25 protein-coding genes are annotated in these 20,961 nt (G+C 63.5%); 11 read left to right on the top strand and 14 right to left on the bottom strand.

Annotated elements, in window-relative coordinates:
* Window positions 1-19: 19 nt before the first annotated feature.
* The 3 genes from CRO75_RS20430 to betC form a co-directional block, all read right to left on the bottom strand.
* Window positions 20-1,588, bottom strand: a complete 1,569-nt coding sequence (locus CRO75_RS20430) for a SulP family inorganic anion transporter (protein ID WP_097137739.1) — start codon at window positions 1,586-1,588, stop codon at window positions 20-22.
* Between the two features lie 186 nt (window positions 1,589-1,774).
* Window positions 1,775-2,719, bottom strand: a complete 945-nt coding sequence (choX, locus tag CRO75_RS20425; protein WP_097137737.1) for a choline ABC transporter substrate-binding protein — start codon at window positions 2,717-2,719, stop codon at window positions 1,775-1,777.
* 15 nt (window positions 2,720-2,734) lie between these two features.
* Window positions 2,735-4,249: a choline-sulfatase gene (gene betC, locus CRO75_RS20420; RefSeq protein ID WP_097137735.1), complete on the bottom strand. Its 1,515-nt coding sequence runs from the start codon at window positions 4,247-4,249 to the stop codon at window positions 2,735-2,737.
* A gap of 114 nt (window positions 4,250-4,363) precedes the next feature.
* Here betC and CRO75_RS20415 point away from each other — a divergent pair, with 114 nt between their 5' ends.
* Window positions 4,364-5,314, top strand: a complete 951-nt coding sequence (locus CRO75_RS20415) for a LysR family transcriptional regulator (protein WP_097137733.1) — start codon at window positions 4,364-4,366, stop codon at window positions 5,312-5,314.
* Window positions 5,315-5,339: 25 nt separating this feature from the next.
* On the opposite strand, the gene CRO75_RS20410 is transcribed toward CRO75_RS20415, so the two are convergent.
* Window positions 5,340-5,990 carry an NAD(P)H-binding protein gene (locus CRO75_RS20410; protein WP_097137731.1) on the bottom strand — a complete coding sequence of 217 codons (651 nt, stop codon included), beginning with the start codon at window positions 5,988-5,990 and terminating at the stop codon, window positions 5,340-5,342.
* Between the two features lie 80 nt (window positions 5,991-6,070).
* Here CRO75_RS20410 and CRO75_RS20405 point away from each other — a divergent pair, with 80 nt between their 5' ends.
* Window positions 6,071-6,397, top strand: coding sequence for a DOPA 4,5-dioxygenase family protein (locus CRO75_RS20405; protein ID WP_009046239.1), 327 nt, complete (start codon window positions 6,071-6,073; stop codon window positions 6,395-6,397).
* Between the two features lie 32 nt (window positions 6,398-6,429).
* Here the strand turns inward: CRO75_RS20405 and CRO75_RS20400 are convergent, their stop codons facing one another.
* From CRO75_RS20400 to trpB, 3 genes are all read right to left on the bottom strand, one after another.
* Window positions 6,430-6,897, bottom strand: coding sequence for an anti-virulence regulator CigR family protein (locus tag CRO75_RS20400; protein WP_097137730.1), 468 nt, complete (start codon window positions 6,895-6,897; stop codon window positions 6,430-6,432).
* A 114-nt stretch (window positions 6,898-7,011) separates the two neighbouring features.
* Window positions 7,012-7,830, bottom strand: coding sequence for a tryptophan synthase subunit alpha (trpA, locus tag CRO75_RS20395; RefSeq protein ID WP_062824122.1), 819 nt, complete (start codon window positions 7,828-7,830; stop codon window positions 7,012-7,014).
* On the bottom strand, window positions 7,830-9,050 hold the full coding sequence (trpB, locus tag CRO75_RS20390) for a tryptophan synthase subunit beta (protein ID WP_062824121.1): 1,221 nt from the start codon (window positions 9,048-9,050) through the stop codon (window positions 7,830-7,832). Before trpB ends, trpA begins: the two co-directional genes overlap by 1 nt.
* Window positions 9,051-9,177: 127 nt before the next feature.
* On the opposite strand from trpB, the gene CRO75_RS20385 reads away from it, so the two are divergent.
* Window positions 9,178-10,071 carry a LysR family transcriptional regulator gene (locus CRO75_RS20385; protein WP_062824120.1) on the top strand — a complete coding sequence of 298 codons (894 nt, stop codon included), beginning with the start codon at window positions 9,178-9,180 and terminating at the stop codon, window positions 10,069-10,071.
* Here CRO75_RS20385 and CRO75_RS20380 read toward each other — a convergent pair.
* Window positions 10,068-10,394, bottom strand: a complete 327-nt coding sequence (locus CRO75_RS20380) for a DUF883 family protein (protein ID WP_007926179.1) — start codon at window positions 10,392-10,394, stop codon at window positions 10,068-10,070. The two genes, CRO75_RS20385 and CRO75_RS20380, sit on opposite strands and share 4 nt — an antisense overlap.
* 156 nt (window positions 10,395-10,550) lie before the next feature.
* On the opposite strand from CRO75_RS20380, the gene CRO75_RS20375 reads away from it, so the two are divergent.
* Both CRO75_RS20375 and CRO75_RS20370 read left to right on the top strand, forming a co-directional pair.
* Window positions 10,551-10,766, top strand: a complete 216-nt coding sequence (locus tag CRO75_RS20375; protein ID WP_009041497.1) for a dodecin — start codon at window positions 10,551-10,553, stop codon at window positions 10,764-10,766.
* A gap of 129 nt (window positions 10,767-10,895) precedes the next feature.
* A complete protein-coding gene (locus tag CRO75_RS20370) occupies window positions 10,896-11,120 on the top strand; it encodes a DUF1161 domain-containing protein (protein WP_085532596.1) in 225 nt (74 codons plus the stop codon).
* A gap of 163 nt (window positions 11,121-11,283) precedes the next feature.
* Here the strand turns inward: CRO75_RS20370 and CRO75_RS20365 are convergent, their stop codons facing one another.
* Window positions 11,284-12,285: an LLM class flavin-dependent oxidoreductase gene (locus tag CRO75_RS20365; protein ID WP_097137728.1), complete on the bottom strand. Its 1,002-nt coding sequence runs from the start codon at window positions 12,283-12,285 to the stop codon at window positions 11,284-11,286.
* A gap of 241 nt (window positions 12,286-12,526) precedes the next feature.
* On the opposite strand from CRO75_RS20365, the gene CRO75_RS20360 reads away from it, so the two are divergent.
* Entirely contained in the window at window positions 12,527-12,958 is a 432-nt protein-coding gene (locus tag CRO75_RS20360) for an OsmC family protein (protein ID WP_009041500.1), read from the top strand.
* Between the two features lie 209 nt (window positions 12,959-13,167).
* Window positions 13,168-13,407, top strand: a complete 240-nt coding sequence (locus CRO75_RS20355; RefSeq protein ID WP_009041501.1) for a DUF1161 domain-containing protein — start codon at window positions 13,168-13,170, stop codon at window positions 13,405-13,407.
* Between the two features lie 4 nt (window positions 13,408-13,411).
* Here the strand turns inward: CRO75_RS20355 and CRO75_RS20350 are convergent, their stop codons facing one another.
* Window positions 13,412-13,831, bottom strand: a complete 420-nt coding sequence (locus tag CRO75_RS20350) for a hypothetical protein (RefSeq protein WP_009041502.1) — start codon at window positions 13,829-13,831, stop codon at window positions 13,412-13,414.
* Between the two features lie 42 nt (window positions 13,832-13,873).
* The gene (locus CRO75_RS20345) at window positions 13,874-14,287 is read right to left on the bottom strand and encodes a hypothetical protein (protein ID WP_097137726.1); all 414 of its coding nucleotides are present in this window, start codon (window positions 14,285-14,287) and stop codon (window positions 13,874-13,876) included.
* A gap of 59 nt (window positions 14,288-14,346) precedes the next feature.
* On the opposite strand from CRO75_RS20345, the gene CRO75_RS20340 reads away from it, so the two are divergent.
* The gene (locus CRO75_RS20340) at window positions 14,347-15,426 is read left to right on the top strand and encodes an aminopeptidase (protein ID WP_097137724.1); all 1,080 of its coding nucleotides are present in this window, start codon (window positions 14,347-14,349) and stop codon (window positions 15,424-15,426) included.
* 57 nt (window positions 15,427-15,483) lie between these two features.
* Here the strand turns inward: CRO75_RS20340 and CRO75_RS20335 are convergent, their stop codons facing one another.
* Window positions 15,484-16,134, bottom strand: coding sequence for an HAD family hydrolase (locus tag CRO75_RS20335; RefSeq protein WP_097137722.1), 651 nt, complete (start codon window positions 16,132-16,134; stop codon window positions 15,484-15,486).
* 27 nt (window positions 16,135-16,161) lie between these two features.
* Window positions 16,162-16,707, bottom strand: a complete 546-nt coding sequence (locus tag CRO75_RS20330) for a gamma carbonic anhydrase family protein (protein WP_025806838.1) — start codon at window positions 16,705-16,707, stop codon at window positions 16,162-16,164.
* A gap of 102 nt (window positions 16,708-16,809) precedes the next feature.
* Between CRO75_RS20330 and prlC the strand changes: the two genes are divergently transcribed.
* Together prlC and CRO75_RS20320 are read left to right on the top strand one after the other, a co-directional pair.
* Complete coding sequence (gene prlC / locus CRO75_RS20325; RefSeq protein WP_097137720.1) at window positions 16,810-18,861, top strand: oligopeptidase A; 2,052 nt, start codon at window positions 16,810-16,812, stop codon at window positions 18,859-18,861.
* Window positions 18,858-19,145 carry a YheV family putative zinc ribbon protein gene (locus tag CRO75_RS20320; protein ID WP_087092822.1) on the top strand — a complete coding sequence of 96 codons (288 nt, stop codon included), beginning with the start codon at window positions 18,858-18,860 and terminating at the stop codon, window positions 19,143-19,145. The genes prlC and CRO75_RS20320 overlap by 4 nt, the downstream gene beginning before the upstream one ends.
* 118 nt (window positions 19,146-19,263) lie before the next feature.
* Here the strand turns inward: CRO75_RS20320 and CRO75_RS20315 are convergent, their stop codons facing one another.
* Window positions 19,264-19,920, bottom strand: coding sequence for a tyrosine-protein phosphatase (locus CRO75_RS20315; RefSeq protein WP_097137717.1), 657 nt, complete (start codon window positions 19,918-19,920; stop codon window positions 19,264-19,266).
* A 296-nt stretch (window positions 19,921-20,216) separates the two neighbouring features.
* Between CRO75_RS20315 and CRO75_RS20310 the strand changes: the two genes are divergently transcribed.
* Entirely contained in the window at window positions 20,217-20,960 is a 744-nt protein-coding gene (locus tag CRO75_RS20310) for a gluconate 2-dehydrogenase subunit 3 family protein (RefSeq protein ID WP_097137715.1), read from the top strand.
* Window position 20,961 lies beyond the last annotated feature (1 nt).

Here is a 20,961-nt window from a genome sequence, read left to right as displayed (position 1 = left end):
TACATAATCTTCGCCCGGCTCAATCCTCAAACCGGATCGGGCATTTCTCCGCGCCTTCGAGCTTTCTCAACTCTTCGATCACCGAGGCCCGCGCGCGACGCAGGGTCAGGCAGCGGTTCTGCCGCAACAGGCGGCGGGCTTCCTGATGCAGCATGGCCACCCCGGAATAGTCGATGAAGTTGATCTGCCGGGCGTCGATCACCAGGCGCGGCGCATGGCAGCGCTGCATGCGCACTTGCAGGTAATGGCTGGCGCCGAAAAAGATCGAGCCGCCGACCCGCAGGATGTCTTCGTCGCCTTCGCGTCCGTGCTGCACGCGCGGTTGCGAGGTGCGCTTGAGGTAGAAGAACAGCGACGCCAGGACCCCGGCATAGATCGCTGTCTGCAATTCCAGGAGCAAGGTGGCGACACAGGTCAGGCCCATCACCGCGAACTCGGCGCGGCTGACCCGGAACAGCGCGCGAATGCCGCGGTGGTCCACCAGGCCCCAGCAGATCAGCAGGATGCTCCCGGCCATGGCCGGGATCGGGATATGCGCGATCAGCGCCGCGCCGGCCACGGCGAACAGGGCCACCCACAGCGCCGAGAACACCCCTGCCAGCGGCGAACAGGCACCGGCTTCGTAGCTCAGGCCGGAGCGGGTAAAGGAGCCGGACGACAGATAGCCGGAGAAGAACGCGCCGACGATGTTCGACAGGCCCTGGGCGCGGACTTCCTGGTTGGCATCGAGCAACTGTTCGGAGCGTGCCGACAGCGAGCGGGCGATTGACAGGCTGGTCACCAGCCCCAGCATGCCCACCGCCACGGCGCTGGGCAGCAGGCGCAGGATCATGTCCAGGTCCAGCGGCAGCGGGCTGAACGGCGGCAGCCGGCCGGTAAAGGCGCTGACCAGTTTTACCTGGCCGAACAGCGCCGGCCACAGCCACACGACCAGAGCGCTGAGGATCAGGCTGATCAGCAGCGAGGGCCAGCGCGGCACCAGCAGCTTCAGGGCCAGGCCGACGACCAGCGTGCCCAGGCCGAGAATCAGCGAGGGTTTATCCACGGCATCGAGATGGGCGAACAGCGAGGTCAGGCTGTTCAGCGCGGTGGCTTCGCTCGGCAAGTCCAGGCCCAGCAGGTTGGGCAATTGCCCCAGGGCAATCACCACCGCGGCGCCAAGGGTGAAGCCGAGCACCACCGAATGGGACACGAAGTTCACCAGCGCGCCGAAGCGCAACAGCCCCAGCAGCCACTGGAACAGGCCGGCGAGCAGGGTCAGCAGCAGGATCAGGGTGATGTAGTCCTGGGACGCCGGCACCGCCAGGGGGCTGACGCTGGCATAGAGGACGATGGAAATCGCCGCGGTCGGGCCACAGATCAGGTACCAGGAAGAACCCCAGAGGCAGGCGATCAGCACCGGGACGACGGCGGCATACAGGCCGTATTCCGGTGGCAGGCCGGCGATCAGGGCATAGGCGATCGATTGCGGCAGGGCGAGGATGGCGCCGCTCAGGCCCACCAGCAGGTCGCGCCCGACGCTGGCGCGGGTCTGCCGGGGCAGCCAGCTCAGGAAGGGCAAGAGTGAATGGCGATTGGGCCAGGCCATGGGTCCTCGCGGTCGGGATGGGGCGAAAGGCGTCAGGGTGGAGTGTCAGGTCGGAGCGTGCAAGGCCCGTCAGTGACGGTTGTAGCCGCTGCCGCAGGCTGCGATAGGTCCGGCAGGACCTCACGGGCTCGAAAACCCTGCGCCCCTTCGGGTCGATCGCAGCCTGCGGCAGCGGCTACAGGTGGATTACAGCTTGGCCTGTACCGCCGGCAGCGCCTCCTTGCCGTCGAAGGTCTTCACCCCATCCAGCCACTTGCCCAGCACTGCCGGGTTGGCCTTGATCCAGGCCTTGGCTGCGTCAAAATTGCTGATCTTCTTGTTGGCCACCTCGGCCATGATGCTGTTCTCCATTTCCTGGGTGAAGCTCAGGTTGCCCAGCAGCTTGCCGACATTCGGGCAGGCCTGTGCATACCCCTTGCGGGTCAGGGTGTAGACGCTGCCGGTGTCGCCGAAGTACTTCTCGCCGCCCTTGAGGTAATGCATTTTCAGCTGCACGTTCATCGGGTGCGGGGTCCAGCCGAGGAAGGTGACGAACTTCTGCCGTTTCACCGCCCGCGAGACTTCGGCGAGCATCGCCTGTTCGCTGGACTCGATCAGCTTCCACTGGCCGAGGTTGAAGTCGTTCTTCTTGATGATCTCCTGCAACGACAAGTTGGCCGGGGCCCCGGAGCCGATGCCGTAGAGCTTCTTGTCGACTTCTTTTGGGTGTAGCTCGGCGTATTTGTTCAGGTCGTTGAAGTCCTGCACGCCCGCATCCCAGACATAATCCGGCACCGCCAGGGTGAACTCGGTGCCGTCTAGGTTCTTCGCCAGCTGGGTGACATCGCCATTGGCCACGAACTTGTCGTAGAAGCCCTGCTGCGCCGGCATCCAGTTGCCCAGGAACACATCCACCTGGCCGTCCTTGAGCCCGCCGAAGGTGATCGGCACTGCCAGGGTATCGACCTTGGCCTTGTAGCCCATGCCGTCCAACAGGAAACCGGTGATGGCATTGGTGGCGGCGATGTCGCTCCAGCCCGGGTCGGCCATCTTCACCGTCTCGCAACCCTGTTCGGCCCAGGCCAGCGCCGGGACCGAAACACTGCCCAGCGCCAGAAGCGCGGTCGTCACTGCTGTGGATAACCTTTGCATGCTCTTCCCCTTACGTTATTGGTTTGGGCAGGGTTGTGGATAACGAGCCTTGCGCTCCAGATCGTCGAGGTCGATGTGGTTGCGCATGTATTGCGCACTGGCGTCGACCAGTGGCTGGTGGTCCCAGCTCTTCAGCTTGCCCAGGCTCAGCGCGCCTGCGACGAAGCGACGGCGGCGCTGGCTGGCGAGTACCTGTTGGTGGATGGCTGGGATATCCCACTTGGCCCGTGCTTCGCGGAGATAGTCCTCGAATAGCGGGCGATGTTGCGGCGATTGGCTGAGTTCTTCCTGCTCGCGCGGGTCGTTGGCCACATCGAACAGCAGGCACGGGTCGTCTTCGCTGTAGATGAACTTGTAGCGGCCGCGGCGAATCATCATCAGCGGGCTGATGGTGCCTTCGGCCATGTATTCGCCGAAGACTTCGTCATGCCCGCCCTGCCCTTGCAGGTGCGGCACCAGGGAGCGGCCATCCAGCGCCAGGCCCGGTTGCAGCTGGCCACCGGCCAGTTCCACCAGAGTCGGTAGCAGGTCGGCTGTCGAGACCGCCTGGCTTACCCGGCCGGCGTTGAATTGCCCCGGCGCGCTGACCAGCAGCGGCACCCGCGCGGCCATTTCGAACCAATGCATTTTGTACCAGAGGCCGCGCTCGCCGAGCATGTCGCCGTGGTCGCCGGAGAAAACAACGATGGTGTCGTCGCTCAGCCCGGTTTCCTCCAGGGTTTCCAGGAGTTTGCCGACGTTACTGTCGATATAGCTGCACGCACCGAAATAGGCGCGACGCGCATCGCGGATCTTATCCACAGGCAGCGGCTTGTCCCACAGGTCATAGACCTTGAGCAGGCGCTGGGAATGCGGGTCGAGCGCGTCCTGGGCCGGGGTCTGCGGCAGCGGAATATCCTCGTCGCGGTACAGGTCCCAGAAGGCCTTGGGAATGGTGTACGGGTCGTGCGGGTGGGTCATCGACACGGTCAGGCAGAACGGCTGGTCGCCGTCTTCGCGAACGTGATCGAACAGGTACTGGCGGGCCTTGAACACCACCTCTTCGTCGAAATCCAGCTGGTTGGTGCGCACGCACGGGCCAGCCTGCAGCACCGAAGACATGTTGTGGTACCAGCTCGGGCGCACGTCCGGTTCGTCCCAGTTCACCGCCCAGCCATAGTCGGCCGGGTAGATATCGCTGGTCAGGCGTTCTTCGTAACCGTGCAGCTGGTCCGGGCCGCAGAAATGCATCTTGCCCGACAGCGCCGTGCGGTAGCCCAGGCGGCGCAGGTAATGGGCGTAGGTCGGGACATCGGCGGGGAAGTCGGCGGCGTTGTCATAGGCGCCGATCTTGCTCGGCAACTGGCCGCTGACCAGGGTGAAACGCGAGGGCGCGCACAGCGGGCTGTTGCAGTAGGCGGCGTCGAACACCACGCCTTGGGCGGCGAGACGGCTCAGATGCGGCAGCTTGATGGGCGATGGACCGTAGAACGGCAACATTGGCGCGGCCATCTGATCGGCCATGATGAAAAGAATGTTCTTGCGCTTCATGTATTCGCGGCATTCCATAGTGGGCAGTTATGCGAAAGTGCTGCGATCGAGCATGTAACCCAAGGCATTTACGGTAAAGCCCACGTACGGCAATGACTAGGATAAGCACAACTTATGTATGAAGCGCTCGGCGACCTGTCCCTGGACCTGTTCCGCGTATTCGAGGCGGCGGCGCGCCAGCGCAGCTTTACCGCCGCGGCGGTAGAGCTGGGCACCACCCAGCCGGCCATCAGCCAGCAGATCAAGCGGCTGGAGGAGCAGCTCGGCACCCGGCTGTTCGACCGCATCTACCGTGGCATCGAACTGACCGAGGCCGGCAGCCAGTTGTTCGAACAGGTGCAGGCCGGCTTGCAGAGCATCGACAGTGGCCTGAGCGCCATCACCGCCCAGCACCAGCACGAGGTGCTGCAGGTGGCCACCGACTTCGCCTTCGCCGCCTACTGGCTGATGCCGCGCCTGCATCGCTTCCACGCCGCCAATCCACAGGTGGACGTGAGCCTGGTCACCAGCGAGCGCAGCCACAATATGCTGCGCACCGATATCGACGTGGCGGTGCTGTTTGGCGATGGCCGTTTCAAGCAGGGTGAAAGCCACTGGCTGTTCAACGAGGAAGTGTTTCCGGTGTGCAGCCCGTTGCTGCTCAAGGAGCGGCCGCTGCCCCTCGGTGCCCAGTCGCTGCTGGGGTTTCCGCTGCTGCATTTGAAGGGGGAAAACAGCAGCCACTGGTTTGACTGGAGCGGCGTGTTCCGCGAGTTGGGGATCGCCACCCCGCCGGCGCCGGGGCAGCTGCGTTTCGACAACTACACCCTGCTGATCCAGGCGGCGATCGGTGGCCAGGGCGTGGGCATTGGCTGGCGCCACCTTGTGGATAACTTGCTGGCACAAGGTCTGTTGTGCCGCCCGATCAGCGAAACGCTGATCTCCCGCTACGGCTATTACGTGGTCCTGCCCCAGCGCAAACGCCGCGGGCCGTTGATCCAGCGGTTTTTTGACTGGTTGATGGCCGAGCAGGCCGACAGCGCGCAATCTTTGACCGGGCTGGGTCTGCCTTCGATTGCGGTCTGAGGTTCGAAGCGGGCGCGATAAGGATTCAACACACGAAGTTCACATGCTCGCCCACATGCAGGTTCAACTGCTGTTCATCGGCGATGCCGGCAGCTACCCGTGCCAGTCGCTGCACCGGCTCGACCCGCTCGGGTGCAAGGCTGTCGATGGGGTGGCTGAAGTGTTCCAGGGTCAGCCCGGGTACGCTTTGCGGCGCATTCACCAGGGTCCAGCGCAAGCTGCTGCCTTGCAGCGCGTCGAGGATGGTCTCGGCCGTCTGACGGTGTGGATAACCTTCCATCTCCGGCTGGTCCAGCACCTCGAAATGCCCCACCAGAAACAGGCGTCGGACGCCCGCGGCCTGCATGCCGGCGATCAGCGCTTCGACCGCGCGAAGTTGCTCCCGGGGTTCGAGCAACAGGTTTTCCTGTTGTTCGAGGCCCATGGGCAGCCCCGGGGCATCCAGCAGGCAGACCACCACGTCGCCTCCGGCCACGCTTTGCCTGACCCGCGCAGCATCGAACAGGTCACCGCATTTGGTGCGCAAGCCGGGAAGGGGCTCGAGGGCCGTCAGGTCGTCGAGGATGGCGATGACTTCATGCTGGCGCCGCAGGAATTCCGCCATCAGCGCGCTGCCCAGGCTGCTCATGGCACCGTAGAGCACCAGCTTGACCACCGGGGTTTCGGCATTTTTCATGGCGCGGCCCGTTTCTTTACACTGCTAAGGTTATGACCTGTGGGCTGTCGCCAGGGTTCGACTTTGTCATGAGAGGTTCCATGCAACGCATCAAGGGCTATCACGCCCACGTCTATTTCGACGCCAGCACCATCGACCAGGCGCGGGCCTTGTGCGAGCAGGCGGCGCAATTGTTTCCATTGAAGATGGGGCGGGTGCATGAACGGCCGGTCGGCCCGCACCCGGACTGGAGCTGCCAGCTGGCGTTCGAGCCGCAGTACCTGGGCGAGGTGTTGCCGTGGCTGGCGCTCAATCGCAACGGGCTGGTGGTATTCCTGCACCCCGATACCGGGGACGACCTGAAGGATCACACGGAGCATGCGGTCTGGATGGGAGCGATCAGGCCGTTGGACCTGTCGATTTTTTGAGGTTTTTCGCGAGCAAGCGCCATCAGCCCCGATCAATACAACACGCCATCGAGGATCTCGTAGACGATCCCCGTGCCCACCGCGATCAGCACGATATCGGCGCCCATGCGCCGCCATTCATAACCCGGGTAGTACGGCAGGTGCGCCAGGGCGCGGTTGTCCAGGCGTTCGCCGTAGTAGCCGCGGGGCAGCGGCTGGCCGCGCAGCAGATGGATGCCGTGGGGCGGCGGTGCGCCGCGTACGAAGTAGGCGTGGTTGTCGCGAATGGTCTCGCGCACCGGGCCGAAATCTCGGGGTGGGCCACCACGGCGGTCGGCCTGCGGGCCGCGATGTTCATCGCCCCGATTATCCCCGCGATTGTCTCCTCGATTGTCGTAGCGACCCGGTTGCGGGCCGCCGCGGTCGTGGTCGTCACGTGGGTCCGCGACCGCATGCAGCAGCGGGCTGGCGCTGAGCATCAGCACACCGAGACCGGCAATCAGGCGTTTGGGCATTTTCATCGGGTCTTCCTCAGAGCACGAACAACAAAAAGGGGCTCAGAACCTGGTTCTGAACCCCTTGGTCTTGCTGGTTAGTCTGTGGACTCTGAGGCGAATTCCTCTGTATCAGGAACTTTACCCTTGGCTGACACGGGCTTGACGCACCCCTTCGGCGAGGGAGGCGCACAGGCTCAGCACACCATCCACCGCCTGCTCGGAACTGCTGGCATTGGCGATCTGGTCGATCAGCGCCGAACCCACTACCACACCGTCGGCGAGGCGGGCGATGGCCGCGGCCTGCTCCGGCGTGCGGATGCCGAAACCGATGCTGATCGGCAGGTCGGTGTGGCGACGCAGGCGGGTCACCGCCTCTTCCACGTGCTCCAGGGTGGCGGAGCCGGCACCGGTCACACCGGCCACGGAGACGTAGTAGACGAAGCCCGAGCTGCCGTTCAGTACTTTCGGCAGGCGCGCGTCGTCGGTGGTCGGCGTGGTCAGGCGGATGAAGTCGATGCCGGCGGCCTGGGACGGGTCGCACAGCTCGGCGTTGTGCTCGGGCGGCATGTCAACCACGATCAGGCCGTCGACCCCGGCTTCCTTGGCTTCGGCGATGAAGCGCGGTACGCCGTAGTGGTGGATCGGGTTGAAGTACCCCATCAGCACCAGCGGCGTGTCGTTGTTGCCGACACGGAACTCGCGAACCATTTGCAGGGTTTTCGCCAGGTTTTGCTTGGCCTCCAGGGCGCGGATGTTGGCCAGCTGGATCGCCGGGCCATCGGCCATCGGATCGGTGAAGGGCATGCCCAGTTCGATCACGTCGGCGCCGGCGGCCGGCAAGCCCTTGAGGATCGCCAGGGAAGCGTCGTAGCCCGGGTCGCCGGCGGTGACGAAGGTCACCAGGGCGGCGCGGTTCTGTTGCTTAAGCTCGGCAAAGCGCGTTTGCAGGCGGCTCATCAGTGTTTCTCCTGCTGGGACTGTTGCATGTGGTGCATCACGGTTTGCATGTCTTTGTCGCCGCGGCCCGAGAGGTTGACCACCATCAGGTGATCCTTGGGCAGGTTCGGCGCGCGCTTGAACACCTCGGCCAGGGCGTGGGCGCTTTCCAGGGCCGGGATGATGCCTTCCAGGCGGCAGCACTGGTGGAACGCGGCCAGGGCTTCGTCGTCGGTCACCGAGGTGTATTCGACACGGCCGATATCGTGCAACCAGGCGTGTTCAGGGCCGATGCCCGGGTAGTCGAGGCCGGCGGAAATCGAGTGGGCGTCGATGATCTGGCCATCCTCGTCCTGCAGCAGGAAGGTGCGGTTGCCATGCAGCACGCCAGGCAGGCCGCCGTTCAGGCTGGCCGCGTGCTTGCCGGTCTCGATGCCGTAGCCGGCGGCTTCGACGCCGATGATCTGCACGCTCTTGTCGTCGAGGAACGGATGGAACAGGCCCATGGCGTTGGAACCGCCGCCGATGCATGCCACCAGGCTGTCCGGCAGGCGGCCTTCCTGGGCTTGCAGCTGTTCGCGGGTTTCCTTGCCGATCACCGCCTGGAAGTCGCGGACCATGGCGGGATACGGGTGCGGACCGGCCACGGTGCCGATCAGGTAGAAGGTGCTGTCGACGTTGGTCACCCAGTCACGCAGGGCTTCGTTCATCGCGTCCTTCAGGGTGCCGGTGCCGGCGACCACCGGGATCACTTCGGCGCCCAGCAGCTTCATGCGGAACACGTTGGCCTGCTGGCGCTCGATATCGGTGGTGCCCATGTAGATCACGCAGTCCAGGCCGAAACGGGCCGCCACGGTGGCGGTGGCCACGCCGTGCATGCCGGCGCCGGTCTCGGCGATGATGCGTTTCTTGCCCATGCGCCGCGCCAGGAGGATCTGGCCGATGCAGTTGTTAATCTTGTGCGCGCCGGTGTGGTTCAGCTCTTCGCGCTTGAGGTAGATCTTGGCGCCGCCGCAGTGCTCGGTCAGGCGCTCGGCGAAATACAGCGGGCTTGGACGGCCGACGTAGTCGCGCTGGAAGTAGGCCAGTTCCTTGAGGAACTCCGGATCTTCCTTGGCCGCTTCGTATTCGCGGGCCAGGTCGAGGATCAGCGGCATCAGGGTTTCGGCGACGTAACGGCCGCCGAACGCGCCGAACAGGCCGTTGGCATCAGGGCCGTTGCGCAGGTTGGTCTGGTTCATGGGGCGCTCCCGGTGATTCGTCAAAAGGGTGAATGCTGGAAAGACAATGGCGTTCACTCTACCCCTGACGTCCCAGGCTGAAAACCGATAAGATCGCCACAACCTGTCAGGAAAACTCACATATCCCATGAGCCACGACTTGCCCCCGTTGAACGCCCTCCGGGCCTTCGAAGCCACCGCTCGCCTGAACAGTGTCAGTCAGGCGGCCGAACAGCTGCATGTCACCCATGGTGCGGTCAGCCGCCAATTGAAGGTGCTCGAAGAGCATCTTGGGGTGAGCCTGTTCGTCAAGGAAGGGCGCGGCCTTAAACTCACAGATGCCGGTGTGCGCCTGCGCGATGCCAGCAGCGATGCCTTCGAGCGCCTGCGCACGGTCTGCGCCGAGCTGACCCAGAGCACCGTCGATGCGCCCTTCGTGCTCGGCTGTTCCGGCAGCCTGCTGGCGCGCTGGTTCATTCCGCGCCTGGGGCGGCTGAATGCCGACCTGCCGGACCTGCGCCTGCACCTGTCGGCCGGTGAAGGCGATCTCGACCCGCGCCGGCCAGGGCTGGATGCCTTGCTGGTATTCGCCGAGCCGCCGTGGCCGGCGGACATGCAGGTCTTTGAGCTGGCCAGCGAGCGCATCGGCCCGGTGCTCAGCCCCCGCTACAGCCGTTACGAGCAACTGCGCGAGGCGCCGGCCAGTGCGCTGCTCAACGAGACGTTGCTACAGACCACCTCGCGCCCGCAGGCCTGGCCCAGCTGGGCACGGCAGAACGGCATCGACGCCGGAGCGCTGAAGTTCGGCCAGGGTTTCGAGCATTTGTATTATTTGCTGGAGGCCGCGGTGGCCGGGCTGGGTGTGGCGATCGCGCCGCAGCCGCTGGTGGCCGAGGACCTGCGTGCCGGACGCCTGGTTGCCCCGTGGGGCTTCTGTGAAACCCCGGGGCAACTGGCGTTGTGGCTACCCAAGCGCGCCGCGGACGGGCGCGCCCGGCAGCTGGCGCAGTGGCTCAGTAACGAGCTGCGCCAGACGCCTTAATTGCCGCGCTTGCACAGCAGGTAAGCGGCCAGCAGGCCCAGCGCGCCCACGGCGACGCCGGCGGTGGTCCAGGGGTGCTGCTGGGCGTAGTCGCGGGTGGCGATCCCGGTTTCACGGGTTTTCACTTTGACTTCTTCATAGGCATCGCTGAGCAGGCTGCGCGAATGTCTCAGCGCGCTCTCGGCGTTGCTTTTCAGCGCTTTGAGGGTTTTGCGCGATTCGTCCGAAGCGTCGTCCTTGAGGCTCTCCAGGGACTTGAGCAGACTTTCGATCTCGGCTTCCATGCTTTCCAATGAGGCTTTGCGTAACGAAGTGTTGGCCATGGTGGCTCTCCTGCATTGTTGATTGAGGGTCTGTAGGGTCCGACTGCGCGGCCTGGCGAAAGTGCATTAAATCTGAACTTCGATGGGCCGGGGCTCACTCAAGTGTTGCCGCTAATCGCTGCTAGGCTTTGATCTACCTCATAAGGAGAGCGCGCCATGTCTGATCATCACACCTACAAGAAAGTCGAACTGGTCGGTTCGTCCCCTAGCAGCATCGAAGACGCCATCAACAATGCGCTGGCCGAAGCCAGCAAAAGCATCCAGCACCTGGAGTGGTTCGAGGTCACGGAAACCCGTGGGCATATCAAGGATGGCAAGGCCGCGCATTTCCAGGTCACGCTCAAAGTTGGTTTCCGCATTGCCAACAGCTGAACCTGGGCTAGGCTGTTGAACTTGTGCGCTGGCCGATTGCCATAGGGAATGGCAAAGCGCTATATCTGCCTCGATGCCGAACAGGCCGGGGCTTGACGCTTATTTTGATTCGACCAGGGAATGTGACCGATGAAAAAACTGGTAATGGCTTTAGCGTTGTTGAGTGTCGCGGGAACAGCCCTTGCTGCCGGCAAATCATGCGAAGAGCTGAAAAGCGAAATCGCCGCGAAGATCGATGCCAAAGGGGTGTCGGGTTATTCGCTGGAAATTGTCGAAAAAGGCAGCGCGACTGACGGCAAAGTGGTCGGTACCTGCGAAGGCGGTACCAAGGAAATCGTCTACAAGCGTGGCTGAGCCCTTGTAGCAATGAACAAAGCCGACGCAATGCGTCGGCTTTTTTGTGCCCGGTTATTACTCAGGCCAGGCATGCCCCTGTAGCCGCTCCCGCAGGCTGCGATCGCGACCGAAGGGCGCGCAGGGCCTCTGGATCACCCAGTCCTTCGGCCCGATTGCAGACTCAACCCTTCATCACTTGCGCCAGCAGTTCGTAGGAATGCAGGCGGTCGGCGTGCTCGTACAGGTCGCAGGTAAAGATCAGCTCATCGGCGCCGGTCTGTTCGATCAGCACTTCGAGCTTGGCGCGGATCTTCGCCGGGCTGCCGATCATGGCCAGGCCGAGGAAGCTGCCCACCGCCTCTTTTTCATGGGGCAGCCACAGGCCCTCCATGCTCTTCACCGGTTTGCGCTGCACCAGGCTCTGGCCGCGCATCAGCGCGAGGATCCGCTGGTACACCGAGGTCGCCAGATAGTCGGCCTGTTCGTCGGTATCGGCCGCCACCAGCGGCACGCCGAGCATCACGTAAGGCTTGTCGAGCACGGCCGAAGGCTTGAAGTGATTGCGGTACACGCGAATCGCCTCGTGCATGTAGCGCGGTGCGAAATGCGAGGCGAAGGCGTAAGGCAAGCCGCGCTCGCCGGCCAGTTGCGCGCTGAACAGGCTGGAACCCAGCAACCACACCGGCACTTGGGTACCGGTTCCCGGCACCGCGATCACCCGTTGTTCCGGGGTGCGTGGGCCGAGGTAGGCCATCAACTCGGCCACGTCTTCAGGGAAGTCGTCGGCGCTGCCGGACCGTTCGCGGCGCAGGGCGCGGGCGGTCATCTGGTCCGAACCCGGCGCGCGGCCCAGGCCCAGGTCGATACGCCCCGGGTACAGGCTTTCCAGGGTGCCGAACTGCTCGGCGATCACCAGCGGCGCATGGTTGGGCAGCATCACGCCGCCGGAGCCGACGCGAATGCTCGAGGTGCCGCCGGCCAGGTAGCCCAGCAGCACCGAAGTTGCGGAGCTGGCGATACCGTCCATGTTGTGGTGCTCGGCGACCCAGAAGCGGGTGTAGCCGAACTTCTCTACATGGCGGGCCAGGTCCAGGGAATTGCGCAGCGATTGCGCCGGGCTGCCGTCCTCGCGCACGGGGACCAGGTCGAGGGTGGAAAACTTAACGTCGGACAGTGGTTTCATGAACCTGCTTCTCCTTTGGTGTGCAGGCCTTTGTCATGAGCCAAAACCTGCCGAATGCTGTAAGCCTGTTTCATGCAATGTGGGCATATACCCGAGTTTCAATAGCCAGGCTGAATTTGCTGTCCGGATAAACGGTGGATTCAGACAGGATGAACTTCGCCGGGCCTTCTATCCTCTAGAACCCTGAGTAGCAGAAAACCACAAGGGCGCGCCTTTCGCGCCCGTTCTCGAGGAGACAGACATGAGCATCATCAAGAAAGCATCGGCTCACTGGGAAGGCGACCTGAAAACCGGCATTGGCTCGATTTCCACGGAAACCGGGGTACTGCGCGATGCACCTTACGGCTTCAAGGCGCGTTTCGAGGGTGGCAAGGGCACCAACCCGGAAGAACTGATCGGCGCCGCGCACGCGGGATGTTTTTCCATGGCCTTCTCGATGATTCTCGGCGAGGCCGGGCTCAAGGCCGACAGCATCGACACCAACGCCGAAGTGACGCTGGACCAGGTCGATGGCGGTTTTGCGATCACCGCGGTGCACCTGATCCTCAAGGCGAAGATTCCCGGCGCCAGCCAGCAGCAGTTCGATGAGCTGAGCAAGAAGGCCAAGGAAGGTTGCCCGGTGTCCAAGGTGCTGAATGCCAGGATCAGCCTGGATGCGACGCTGGTCAGCTGACGGTGTTTTAACCTGTCGTATCGCTTCGCGAGCCAGCTCGCTCATGCCTTCGAACCCGTAGGCGCGAACTGGCTCGCGATTGCATTCCTATCGAAACTCCCGCGCCGATATGCGCGGCGTCAGAACTCGCTTCATGAAAATGTGGTCGAATAGCCGACTGCAGGCTCAGCCCATGACCATGGGCGCTGCATCAAAGGGAGCTCCACATCATGAAACGTTTTGCCCTGGCAGTTGTTTGTTGCGCGCTGGCCACCTCGGCCCTGGCGGCTCCGAAGGATTGCGAAGAACTCAAGAAAGAGATTGAAATCAAGATCCAGGCCAACGCCGTGCCCTCCTATACCCTGGAGATTGTCAGCAAGGAGGAAGCCGAAAAGCACGACGTGGCCATGGTGGTCGGTACCTGTGAAAACGGCACCAAGGCAATCATCTATCAGCGCAACGACAGCTGATCGTTCAGATCACGCAGTTGACCCTATGGTCTTCGGCCAGCAGCTCACGCTTGGCGTTGTACAACCGGGCACTGGGAGAGAAACCCAGCGAGCGGGCTTCCAGCAGGTAACGCTGGCCGGCTTCGAAATGGTCGTAGCGCACGCTCAGGTAGCACAGGCGCTCCGCCGGATCGTTCAGCAGGCCGAGGCGCCCGCTGAATACCTCGAAATCGAAACGCACCATCAACTCATGACTACCCGGGGTGACCTGGAAATAGCGGCCGTCGGTCAGGCGCTGGTTGTCCAGGCGCTCGGCCATCAGCAGCTTGCCGCCCGGCGTCGGGGTGGCGAAATCGACCCAGGCCTGCTGCGGATCCACCGCCGGCAGGGGGCTGGAGCAGGCAACGAGGCCGGTCAGGGCAAGCAGCAGCAAGGGTTGGCGCATGAGGTCGGGCCGTCCGGGGAAAGGCCTCAAGCATAGCGCCGATCAGGTGCGCTGGCAGCCCGCCGGTTGGCCGGTACCCACCAGATTGCGCTGCTGGTCATAGAGTCTGGCCCAGGGCCGGAAGCCGATATTGCCGGTCTGCAACTGATAGCGCTGGCCGGCGTTGAAGTCCTTGTATTTCACATTCAGCTGGCAGTCGCGCCACAGCGGTTCGCTGTCCGGGCCGATGTTGCTGGGCTCCACGGCGAACTGGTAGCGCACCTTCAGCTCATGGTTGCCGGGCTGGACCTCGAAATATCGGCGGTCCACCCAGGCCTTTTCGTCGACCTCCAGCGCCTGCAGGGCGGTGTCCTGGTGGGTGTCGAGGTCGATCCAGGCTTGCGTCGGATCGGGGGCGGGCAATCCGGCACAGCCGCTCAAGGTCAAGAGTCCGGTGGTCAGCAGCAACACGCGCATAGCGAAACTCCAGGCAGGCGAGATAGTCTTGGGGGCAGACTCTCGAAGGATGATTCGATTTGATTAGGCCGCGTTCAAGCCATGGGTTACTTGATCATCTTTTGCGCTTTTTGTTTCCGGGCTTGCTGCTTTTGTCGCTCAACGGTTGTTCCAGCGTGGGTTACTACGGCCAACTGGCCAGTGGCCAATGGCAGCTGTTGCAGGCCCGCACGCCGGTCGAGCAGGTCATCGCCGACCCGGCTCGCGACCCGTTATTGCGTGCCCATCTGGCCCAGTCGCAGAAGGCCCGGCTTTTTGCCAGCCAGCACCTGCACCTGCCGGACAACCAGAGCTATCGCCTCTACGCTGACATCGGCCGGCCCTACGTGGTGTGGAATGTATTCAGCACCCCTGAGTTTTCCCTAAGCCCCAAGACCCACTGCTTCCCGATTGCCGGCTGCGTGGCCTATCGCGGCTACTACAGCCAGGGCGCGGCCCGTGGCGAGGCGGCCTTGCAGAAACAGCAGGGCATGGATGTGGCCATTGGTGGGGTGGAGGCCTATTCGACCCTGGGCTGGTTCAACGACCCGATCCTCAGTTCGATGCTGCATTGGGGCGACGAGCGCCTGGCGACCCTGATCTTCCATGAGCTGGCCCATCAGCGCTTTTATGTGAAGGACGACACCGAGTTCAACGAATCCTTCGCCACCTTCGTCGAGCAGGAAGGCACCCGGCAATGGCGCGCGGCCCGCGGCCTGGCGCCGGCCAGCGATGCCCTGGTCAAGCAGAAGGACCAGTTCATCCAGTTGATCCTCGATACCCGCCAACGCCTGGAACGCCTGTATACCCTGCCGCTCCCAGCCGAGCAGATGCGCCAGCGCAAGGCCGCCGAATTCGAACAGCTGCGCCGGGATTACCGACAGCTGAAGGACAGCCAATGGCATGGCGACGCGCGCTACGACTTCTGGATCAACACCCCGCTGAACAATGCCAGGCTGCTGCCTTTTGGCCTGTACGACCAGTGGGTACCGGCATTCGCCGCCTTGTTCAAGCAGGTGAACGGGGATTGGCCGGCCTTTTACCAGGCCGTGGAGAAGCTCGGCGCGCTGCCAGCTGAAAAGCGCAAGGCGGCGCTGCAAGCACTGATGAACGCCGCCTGAAAAGGACGCCATCGCGGGCAAGCGAGCGTCGAGCAGAAGCCCGCGATGGCCGGTGGCTCAGCGCTGCAGGAACGCCTGATGCAGCTCATCCAGGGTCTGGAAGTGATAGGTCGGCGCCTCGGCGCTCAGTTCTTCGTGGCTGCCGAAGCCATAACCCACCGCCGCCGCATCCAGCCCGTTACGGCGGGCGCCGATCAGGTCGTGCTTGCGGTCGCCGATCATCAGGGTATCGCTGGGGTCCAGGCCTTCTTCGCTGATCAGGTGGCGGATCAGCTCGACCTTGTCGGTGCGGGTGCCGTCCAGTTCGCTGCCGTAGATCACCTTGAAGTGCCGGGCGAAATTGAAGTGCCGGGCGATCTCGCGGGCGAACACCCATGGCTTGGAGGTCGCGATGTACAGCTGGCGGCCTTGCCCGCCGAGGGTTTCCAGCAGGGGCGTGACGCCATCGAACACGCGGTTCTCATACAGGCCGGTGACCTTGAAACGCTCGCGGTAGAAATTCACCGCCTCCCAGGCCCTGGCTTCGTCGAAGCCGTAGAACTGCATGAACGCCTGCAACAGCGGCGGACCGATGAAGTGTTCCAGCTTGCTCAGGTCGGGCTCGTCGATGCCCAGCTTGCCGAGGGCGAACTGGATCGAGCGGGTGATGCCTTCGCGCGGGTCGGTCAGGGTGCCATCGAGGTCGAACAGAACGGTTTGGTAATGCATGTGGATTCCTGGGCGGTGGGTCGGGGCTCAAGCCTGGTCGTAGCCTTCGGCCAGGTGCAGGTCCTTGAGCTTCACGTAGTTGGCGGCGCTGTAGGTGAAGAAGGCACGCTCCTTGTCGGTCAGCGGGCGGGCCTGTTTCACCGGGCTGCCCACGTAGAGGAAGCCGCTTTCCAGGCGTTTGCCCGGCGGCACCAGGCTGCCAGCGCCGACGATCACATCGTCTTCCACCACCGCGCCGTCCATGACGATGCTGCCCATGCCGATCAGCACTCGGCTGCCGACGCTGCAACCGTGCAGCATCACCTTGTGGGCGATGGTCACGTCGTCGCCGATCAGCAGCGGGAAGCCGTCCGGGTTGAAGGGGCCGGCGTGGGTGATGTGCAGCACGCTGCCGTCCTGCACGCTGGTGCGGGCGCCGATGCGGATGCGGTGCATGTCGCCGCGGATCACCGTGAGTGGCCAGACCGAACTGTCGGCACCGATTTCGACGTCGCCGATCACCACCGCCGAGCTGTCGACGAAGGCCCGCGGGCCAAGGATGGGCGTGTGGTTCTGATAGCTGCGAATGGCCAAGTTGGATACCTGCTCTGACATTTATTAATGGGGTCGATAGCTGCGGTGTGCGTCGATTGTAATTAAGATGACGCTACGTTTCTTCCAGCCAAGGTGCCAACCGTGAGTGTGAACAACCCTCTTCTGCAGCCCTACGACCTGCCGCCGTTTTCGGCGATCCGCGCCGAGCACGTACAGCCGGCCATCGAACAGATCCTGGCTGACAACCGCGCCGCCATCGCTGAAATCCTCAAGAACCAGGGCACGCAACCGACCTGGGCCGGCCTGGTACTGGCCATGGACGAACTCAACGACCGCCTGGGCGCGGCCTGGAGCCCGGTCAGCCACCTCAATGCCGTGTGCAACAGCGCCGAACTGCGCGAGGCCTATGAGTCCTGCCTGCCGGCCCTGAGCGCCTATTCCACCGAGCTGGGGCAGAACCGCGAGCTGTTCCAGGCCTTCGAAGCCCTGGCGGGCAGCCCGCAAGCCTCCGGTTTCGACGTGGCGCAAAAAACTATCCTGGAACACTCCCTGCGTGACTTCCGCCTGTCGGGTATCGACCTGCCGCCAGAGCAGCAGAAGCGTTACGCCGAAGTGCAGAGCAAGCTCTCCGAACTGGGCAGCCGCTTCTCCAACCAGCTGCTCGACGCCACCCAGGCCTGGACCAAGCACGTCACCGACGAAGCGGCCCTGGCCGGCCTGACTGCGTCGGCCAAGGCGCAGATGGCTGCCGCGGCCCAGGCCAAGGACCTGCAAGGCTGGCTGATCACCCTGGAGTTCCCCAGCTACTACGCGGTGATGACCTACGCCGAAGACCGCGCGTTGCGCGAAGAAGTCTACGCCGCCTACTGCACCCGCGCGTCGGACCAGGGCCCGAATGCCGGCCAGAACGACAACGGCCCCGTCATGCAGGAAATCCTCGACCTGCGCCAGGAACTGGCCCAACTGCTGGGCTACGCCAACTTCGCCGAGCTGAGCCTGGCCACCAAGATGGCCGAGTCCAGCGACCAGGTGCTGAGCTTCCTGCGGGACCTGGCCAAGCGCAGCAAACCGTTCGCTGCCCAGGACCTGCAACAGCTCAAGGCCTACGCCGCCGAGCAAGGCTGCCCGGACCTGCAAAGCTGGGACAGCGGTTTCTACGGCGAGAAGCTGCGCGAGCAGCGCTACAGCGTGGCCCAGGAAACCCTGCGCGCCTACTTCCCGATCGACAAGGTACTCGGCGGCCTGTTCGCCATCGTCCAGCGCCTGTACGGCATCGAGATCGCCGAACTGAAAGGCTTCGACAGCTGGCACCCGGATGTACGCCTGTTCGAGATCAAGGAAAACGGCCAGCACGTGGGGCGTTTCTTCTTCGACCTGTATGCCCGCGCCAACAAGCGTGGCGGTGCCTGGATGGACGGCGCCCGTGACCGTCGCCGCACCATTGACGGTGTACTGCAAAGCCCGGTGGCCAACCTGGTATGCAACTTCACCCCGGCCGACAGCGGCAAGCCTGCCCTGCTGACCCACGATGAAGTCACCACCCTGTTCCACGAATTCGGCCATGGCCTGCATCACCTGCTGACCCGCGTCGAACATGCCGGCGTTTCCGGCATCAACGGCGTGGCCTGGGACGCGGTGGAGCTGCCGAGCCAGTTCATGGAGAACTGGTGCTGGGAGCCGGAAGGCCTGGCGCTGATCTCCGGTCACTATGAAACCGGCGAGCCGCTGCCCCAGGACCTGCTGGAAAAAATGCTCGCGGCGAAAAATTTCCAGTCCGGCCTGATGATGGTGCGCCAGCTGGAATTCTCGCTGTTCGACTTCGAACTGCATGCCACCCATGGTGACGGCCGTAGCGTGCTGCAAGTGCTCGAAGGCGTGCGCGACGAGGTCTCGGTGATGCGTCCGCCAGCCTACAACCGCTTCCCCAACAGCTTCGCGCACATCTTCGCCGGCGGTTACGCGGCGGGTTACTACAGCTACAAGTGGGCCGAAGTGCTGTCGGCCGATGCCTTCTCGAAGTTCGAGGAAGAAGGCGTGCTGAATGCCGAGACCGGTCGCGCGTTCCGCGAGGCGATCCTGGCCCGTGGCGGTTCCCAGGAGCCGATGGTGCTGTTCGTCGACTTCCGCGGACGCGCACCGTCGATTGACGCACTCTTGCGCCACAGCGGCCTCACCGAGGACGCAGCGGCATGAGCGAGGGGCCAGTGAAGACGAAAAAACGCTTTATCGCCGGGGCGGTCTGCCCGGCGTGCAGCGAGCAGGACAAGTTGATGATGTGGAGCGAAGACGACGTTCCCCATCGCGAGTGCGTGGCCTGCGGTTATTCCGACACCCTGAATGAACAGGGGCTGTCGGTGCCCAAGGAACTGGGCACGCGGGTCAACACCACGGCCCTCAAGGCGCCGGATGCCAAGGTCCAGTCGGTGCAGTTTTTCCCCAACCCCAAGTTGAAGAAAAAGACCGACGACGCGAAGTAACCCCCAGGCTTGTGTAGGAGCCAAGCTTGCTGGCGATCAGGGCGCCGCGGTGTGTCTGCTGCGCCGCTATCGCCAGCAAGCTCGATCCTACAGGAGCGCATCGACCCCCTTTCCTTGCTCAATTCGCCGGCTTGCTGACGCTCACCGTCTCGAACCAGCTTTTCACCGAACAGATGGCGAACACGCTGGTGCTGCAATCGCCATTGGCCAGGGCGGTGCGCAACTTGTCGACATCGGCCTGCATCATGTAGCGAATGCCGTCCTTGAAGTGGGAACTGTCGCCAAACCCGCCTCCGGTCATTTCATTCAGCGCCTCCTCCTTGCTCCAGCCCTGAACCACCACCCGATACATCGCCGACATCAGGCCGGTGCGGTCCGAGCCGTGCTTGCAGTGCATCAGCACCGGACCCTCGCTTTCGGCGTTCTGGATCGCGCGCAAGGCCGCCAGCACATCGGCGTCGTCAACGTGATTGGTCCGGTAAGGCAATTGCACCTGCTTGATTGCCGGGGCCTGCAGCCAGCTGGCGTCGGACTCCGGCAGGAAGTTGATCACCGTGCCCACCTTGAGCTTTTCCAGCAAAGGCACGGCGCCGCTGTCCGGCAAGGCGCTGCGGTAGAGCGTCGGCGACATCTGGTACAGGTTGTAGTGGGTTTCCACCGGCTGGGCCCACTGGGCCGGGCGGGTCGCGCCGGTTTCGGCGGCCTGGGCCTGGGGCCAGGCAAGCAGCGTCAGCAGGGACAGGCAGAGGGCGGGAAGGGTACGAAAGTTGTGCATGCGCAAGGCCGTGACCGGAAATGGGGATGGATGGAGCCTAGCTTCCATCCGGGCCGGTCAACGTCCTGTGAGGCGCTCGTCAAAGAAACGTGAAGCCGCGGCAATAGAGGTTTTTTCTCGGCAATCGCGACTTTTTTGCAACGCAAACGATTTATTCGAATGCTTAGCCTGCTACCATTTGTAACCAAAGTTTGCTGAACTGTGTTTCCCCGGCGCTCCCAATCGCCGCCAGAACGACAAGCCACGCCATGACGCGGCTGCCCAACCCGTGAATGCCTAGTGTGAGGTGCACCCCCATGTCTGATCACGATCAAGACAACCCGCGGCGTGAGTTTCTGCGCAAATCCCTGACCTTGATCCCGGTGGTCACGGTCGCCAGTACCGGTCTTGGCAGCTCGATGCTGATGGCCGCCCCCGAAGCGCCCAAGCCGGTGGAGCCGGCCCGAACCCCGGCCAGCACCGAGGCTTACCAGCCGACCTATTTCACCGCCGAAGAGTGGGCCTTTGTCCAGGCCGCGGTAGAGCGCCTGATCCCGGCCGACGAACAAGGCCCGGGCGCCCTGGAAGCCGGTGTGCCGGAATACATCGACCGACAGATGAACACCCCCTACGCCGCGGGTGCCCTGTGGTACATGCAAGGTCCGTTCAACGCCGACGCGGCGCCGGAGATGGGCTGGCAGAGCAAACTGGTGCCCAAGGAGATCTATCGCCTGGGCATTGCCGCGACGGATGCATGGTCGAAAGCCTTCAACGGTAAAACATTTGCCGCGCAAGACAGCGCTACCCGAGACGATTTGCTCAAGCAGCTCGAAGCGGGAAAGCCCACATTCGACAGCGTTCCGCCGAAGATTTTCTTCAATCTTTTGCTGCAAAACACCAAGGAAGGGTTCTTCTGCGACCCGATCCACGGCGGCAATAAAGGCATGGTCGGCTGGACCTTGATCGGCTTCCCTGGCGCTCGCGCCGATTTCATGGACTGGGTGGAACGCAACGAGCAATACCCTTTCCCGGCAGTGTCGATTCGCGGCGAGAGGGCTTGAG

Source organism: Pseudomonas sp. LAMO17WK12:I10, assembly GCF_900215185.1.
Taxonomy (GTDB): Bacteria; Pseudomonadota; Gammaproteobacteria; order Pseudomonadales; family Pseudomonadaceae; genus Aquipseudomonas; species Aquipseudomonas chlororaphis.
Note: the sequence above shows the minus strand (reverse complement) of the source record. Positions and strands in the feature narration are given on the sequence as shown.

Bases quoted from the DNA above. Each gene is read 5' to 3' on its own strand.
- CRO75_RS20430 (WP_097137739.1), bottom strand. From the start codon at position 1,588: ATGGCCTGGCCCAATCGCCATTCACTCTTGCCCTTCCTGAGCTGGCTG.
- choX (WP_097137737.1), bottom strand. From the start codon at position 2,719: ATGCAAAGGTTATCCACAGCAGTGACGACCGCGCTTCTGGCGCTGGGC.
- betC (WP_097137735.1), bottom strand. From the start codon at position 4,249: ATGAAGCGCAAGAACATTCTTTTCATCATGGCCGATCAGATGGCCGCG.
- CRO75_RS20415 (WP_097137733.1), top strand. From the start codon at position 4,364: ATGTATGAAGCGCTCGGCGACCTGTCCCTGGACCTGTTCCGCGTATTC.
- CRO75_RS20410 (WP_097137731.1), bottom strand. From the start codon at position 5,990: ATGAAAAATGCCGAAACCCCGGTGGTCAAGCTGGTGCTCTACGGTGCC.
- CRO75_RS20405 (WP_009046239.1), top strand. From the start codon at position 6,071: ATGCAACGCATCAAGGGCTATCACGCCCACGTCTATTTCGACGCCAGC.
- CRO75_RS20400 (WP_097137730.1), bottom strand. From the start codon at position 6,897: ATGAAAATGCCCAAACGCCTGATTGCCGGTCTCGGTGTGCTGATGCTC.
- trpA (WP_062824122.1), bottom strand. From the start codon at position 7,830: ATGAGCCGCCTGCAAACGCGCTTTGCCGAGCTTAAGCAACAGAACCGC.
- trpB (WP_062824121.1), bottom strand. From the start codon at position 9,050: ATGAACCAGACCAACCTGCGCAACGGCCCTGATGCCAACGGCCTGTTC.
- CRO75_RS20385 (WP_062824120.1), top strand. From the start codon at position 9,178: ATGAGCCACGACTTGCCCCCGTTGAACGCCCTCCGGGCCTTCGAAGCC.
- CRO75_RS20380 (WP_007926179.1), bottom strand. From the start codon at position 10,394: ATGGCCAACACTTCGTTACGCAAAGCCTCATTGGAAAGCATGGAAGCC.
- CRO75_RS20375 (WP_009041497.1), top strand. From the start codon at position 10,551: ATGTCTGATCATCACACCTACAAGAAAGTCGAACTGGTCGGTTCGTCC.
- CRO75_RS20370 (WP_085532596.1), top strand. From the start codon at position 10,896: ATGAAAAAACTGGTAATGGCTTTAGCGTTGTTGAGTGTCGCGGGAACA.
- CRO75_RS20365 (WP_097137728.1), bottom strand. From the start codon at position 12,285: ATGAAACCACTGTCCGACGTTAAGTTTTCCACCCTCGACCTGGTCCCC.
- CRO75_RS20360 (WP_009041500.1), top strand. From the start codon at position 12,527: ATGAGCATCATCAAGAAAGCATCGGCTCACTGGGAAGGCGACCTGAAA.
- CRO75_RS20355 (WP_009041501.1), top strand. From the start codon at position 13,168: ATGAAACGTTTTGCCCTGGCAGTTGTTTGTTGCGCGCTGGCCACCTCG.
- CRO75_RS20350 (WP_009041502.1), bottom strand. From the start codon at position 13,831: ATGCGCCAACCCTTGCTGCTGCTTGCCCTGACCGGCCTCGTTGCCTGC.
- CRO75_RS20345 (WP_097137726.1), bottom strand. From the start codon at position 14,287: ATGCGCGTGTTGCTGCTGACCACCGGACTCTTGACCTTGAGCGGCTGT.
- CRO75_RS20335 (WP_097137722.1), bottom strand. From the start codon at position 16,134: ATGCATTACCAAACCGTTCTGTTCGACCTCGATGGCACCCTGACCGAC.
- CRO75_RS20320 (WP_087092822.1), top strand. From the start codon at position 18,858: ATGAGCGAGGGGCCAGTGAAGACGAAAAAACGCTTTATCGCCGGGGCG.
- CRO75_RS20315 (WP_097137717.1), bottom strand. From the start codon at position 19,920: ATGCACAACTTTCGTACCCTTCCCGCCCTCTGCCTGTCCCTGCTGACG.
- CRO75_RS20310 (WP_097137715.1), top strand. From the start codon at position 20,217: ATGTCTGATCACGATCAAGACAACCCGCGGCGTGAGTTTCTGCGCAAA.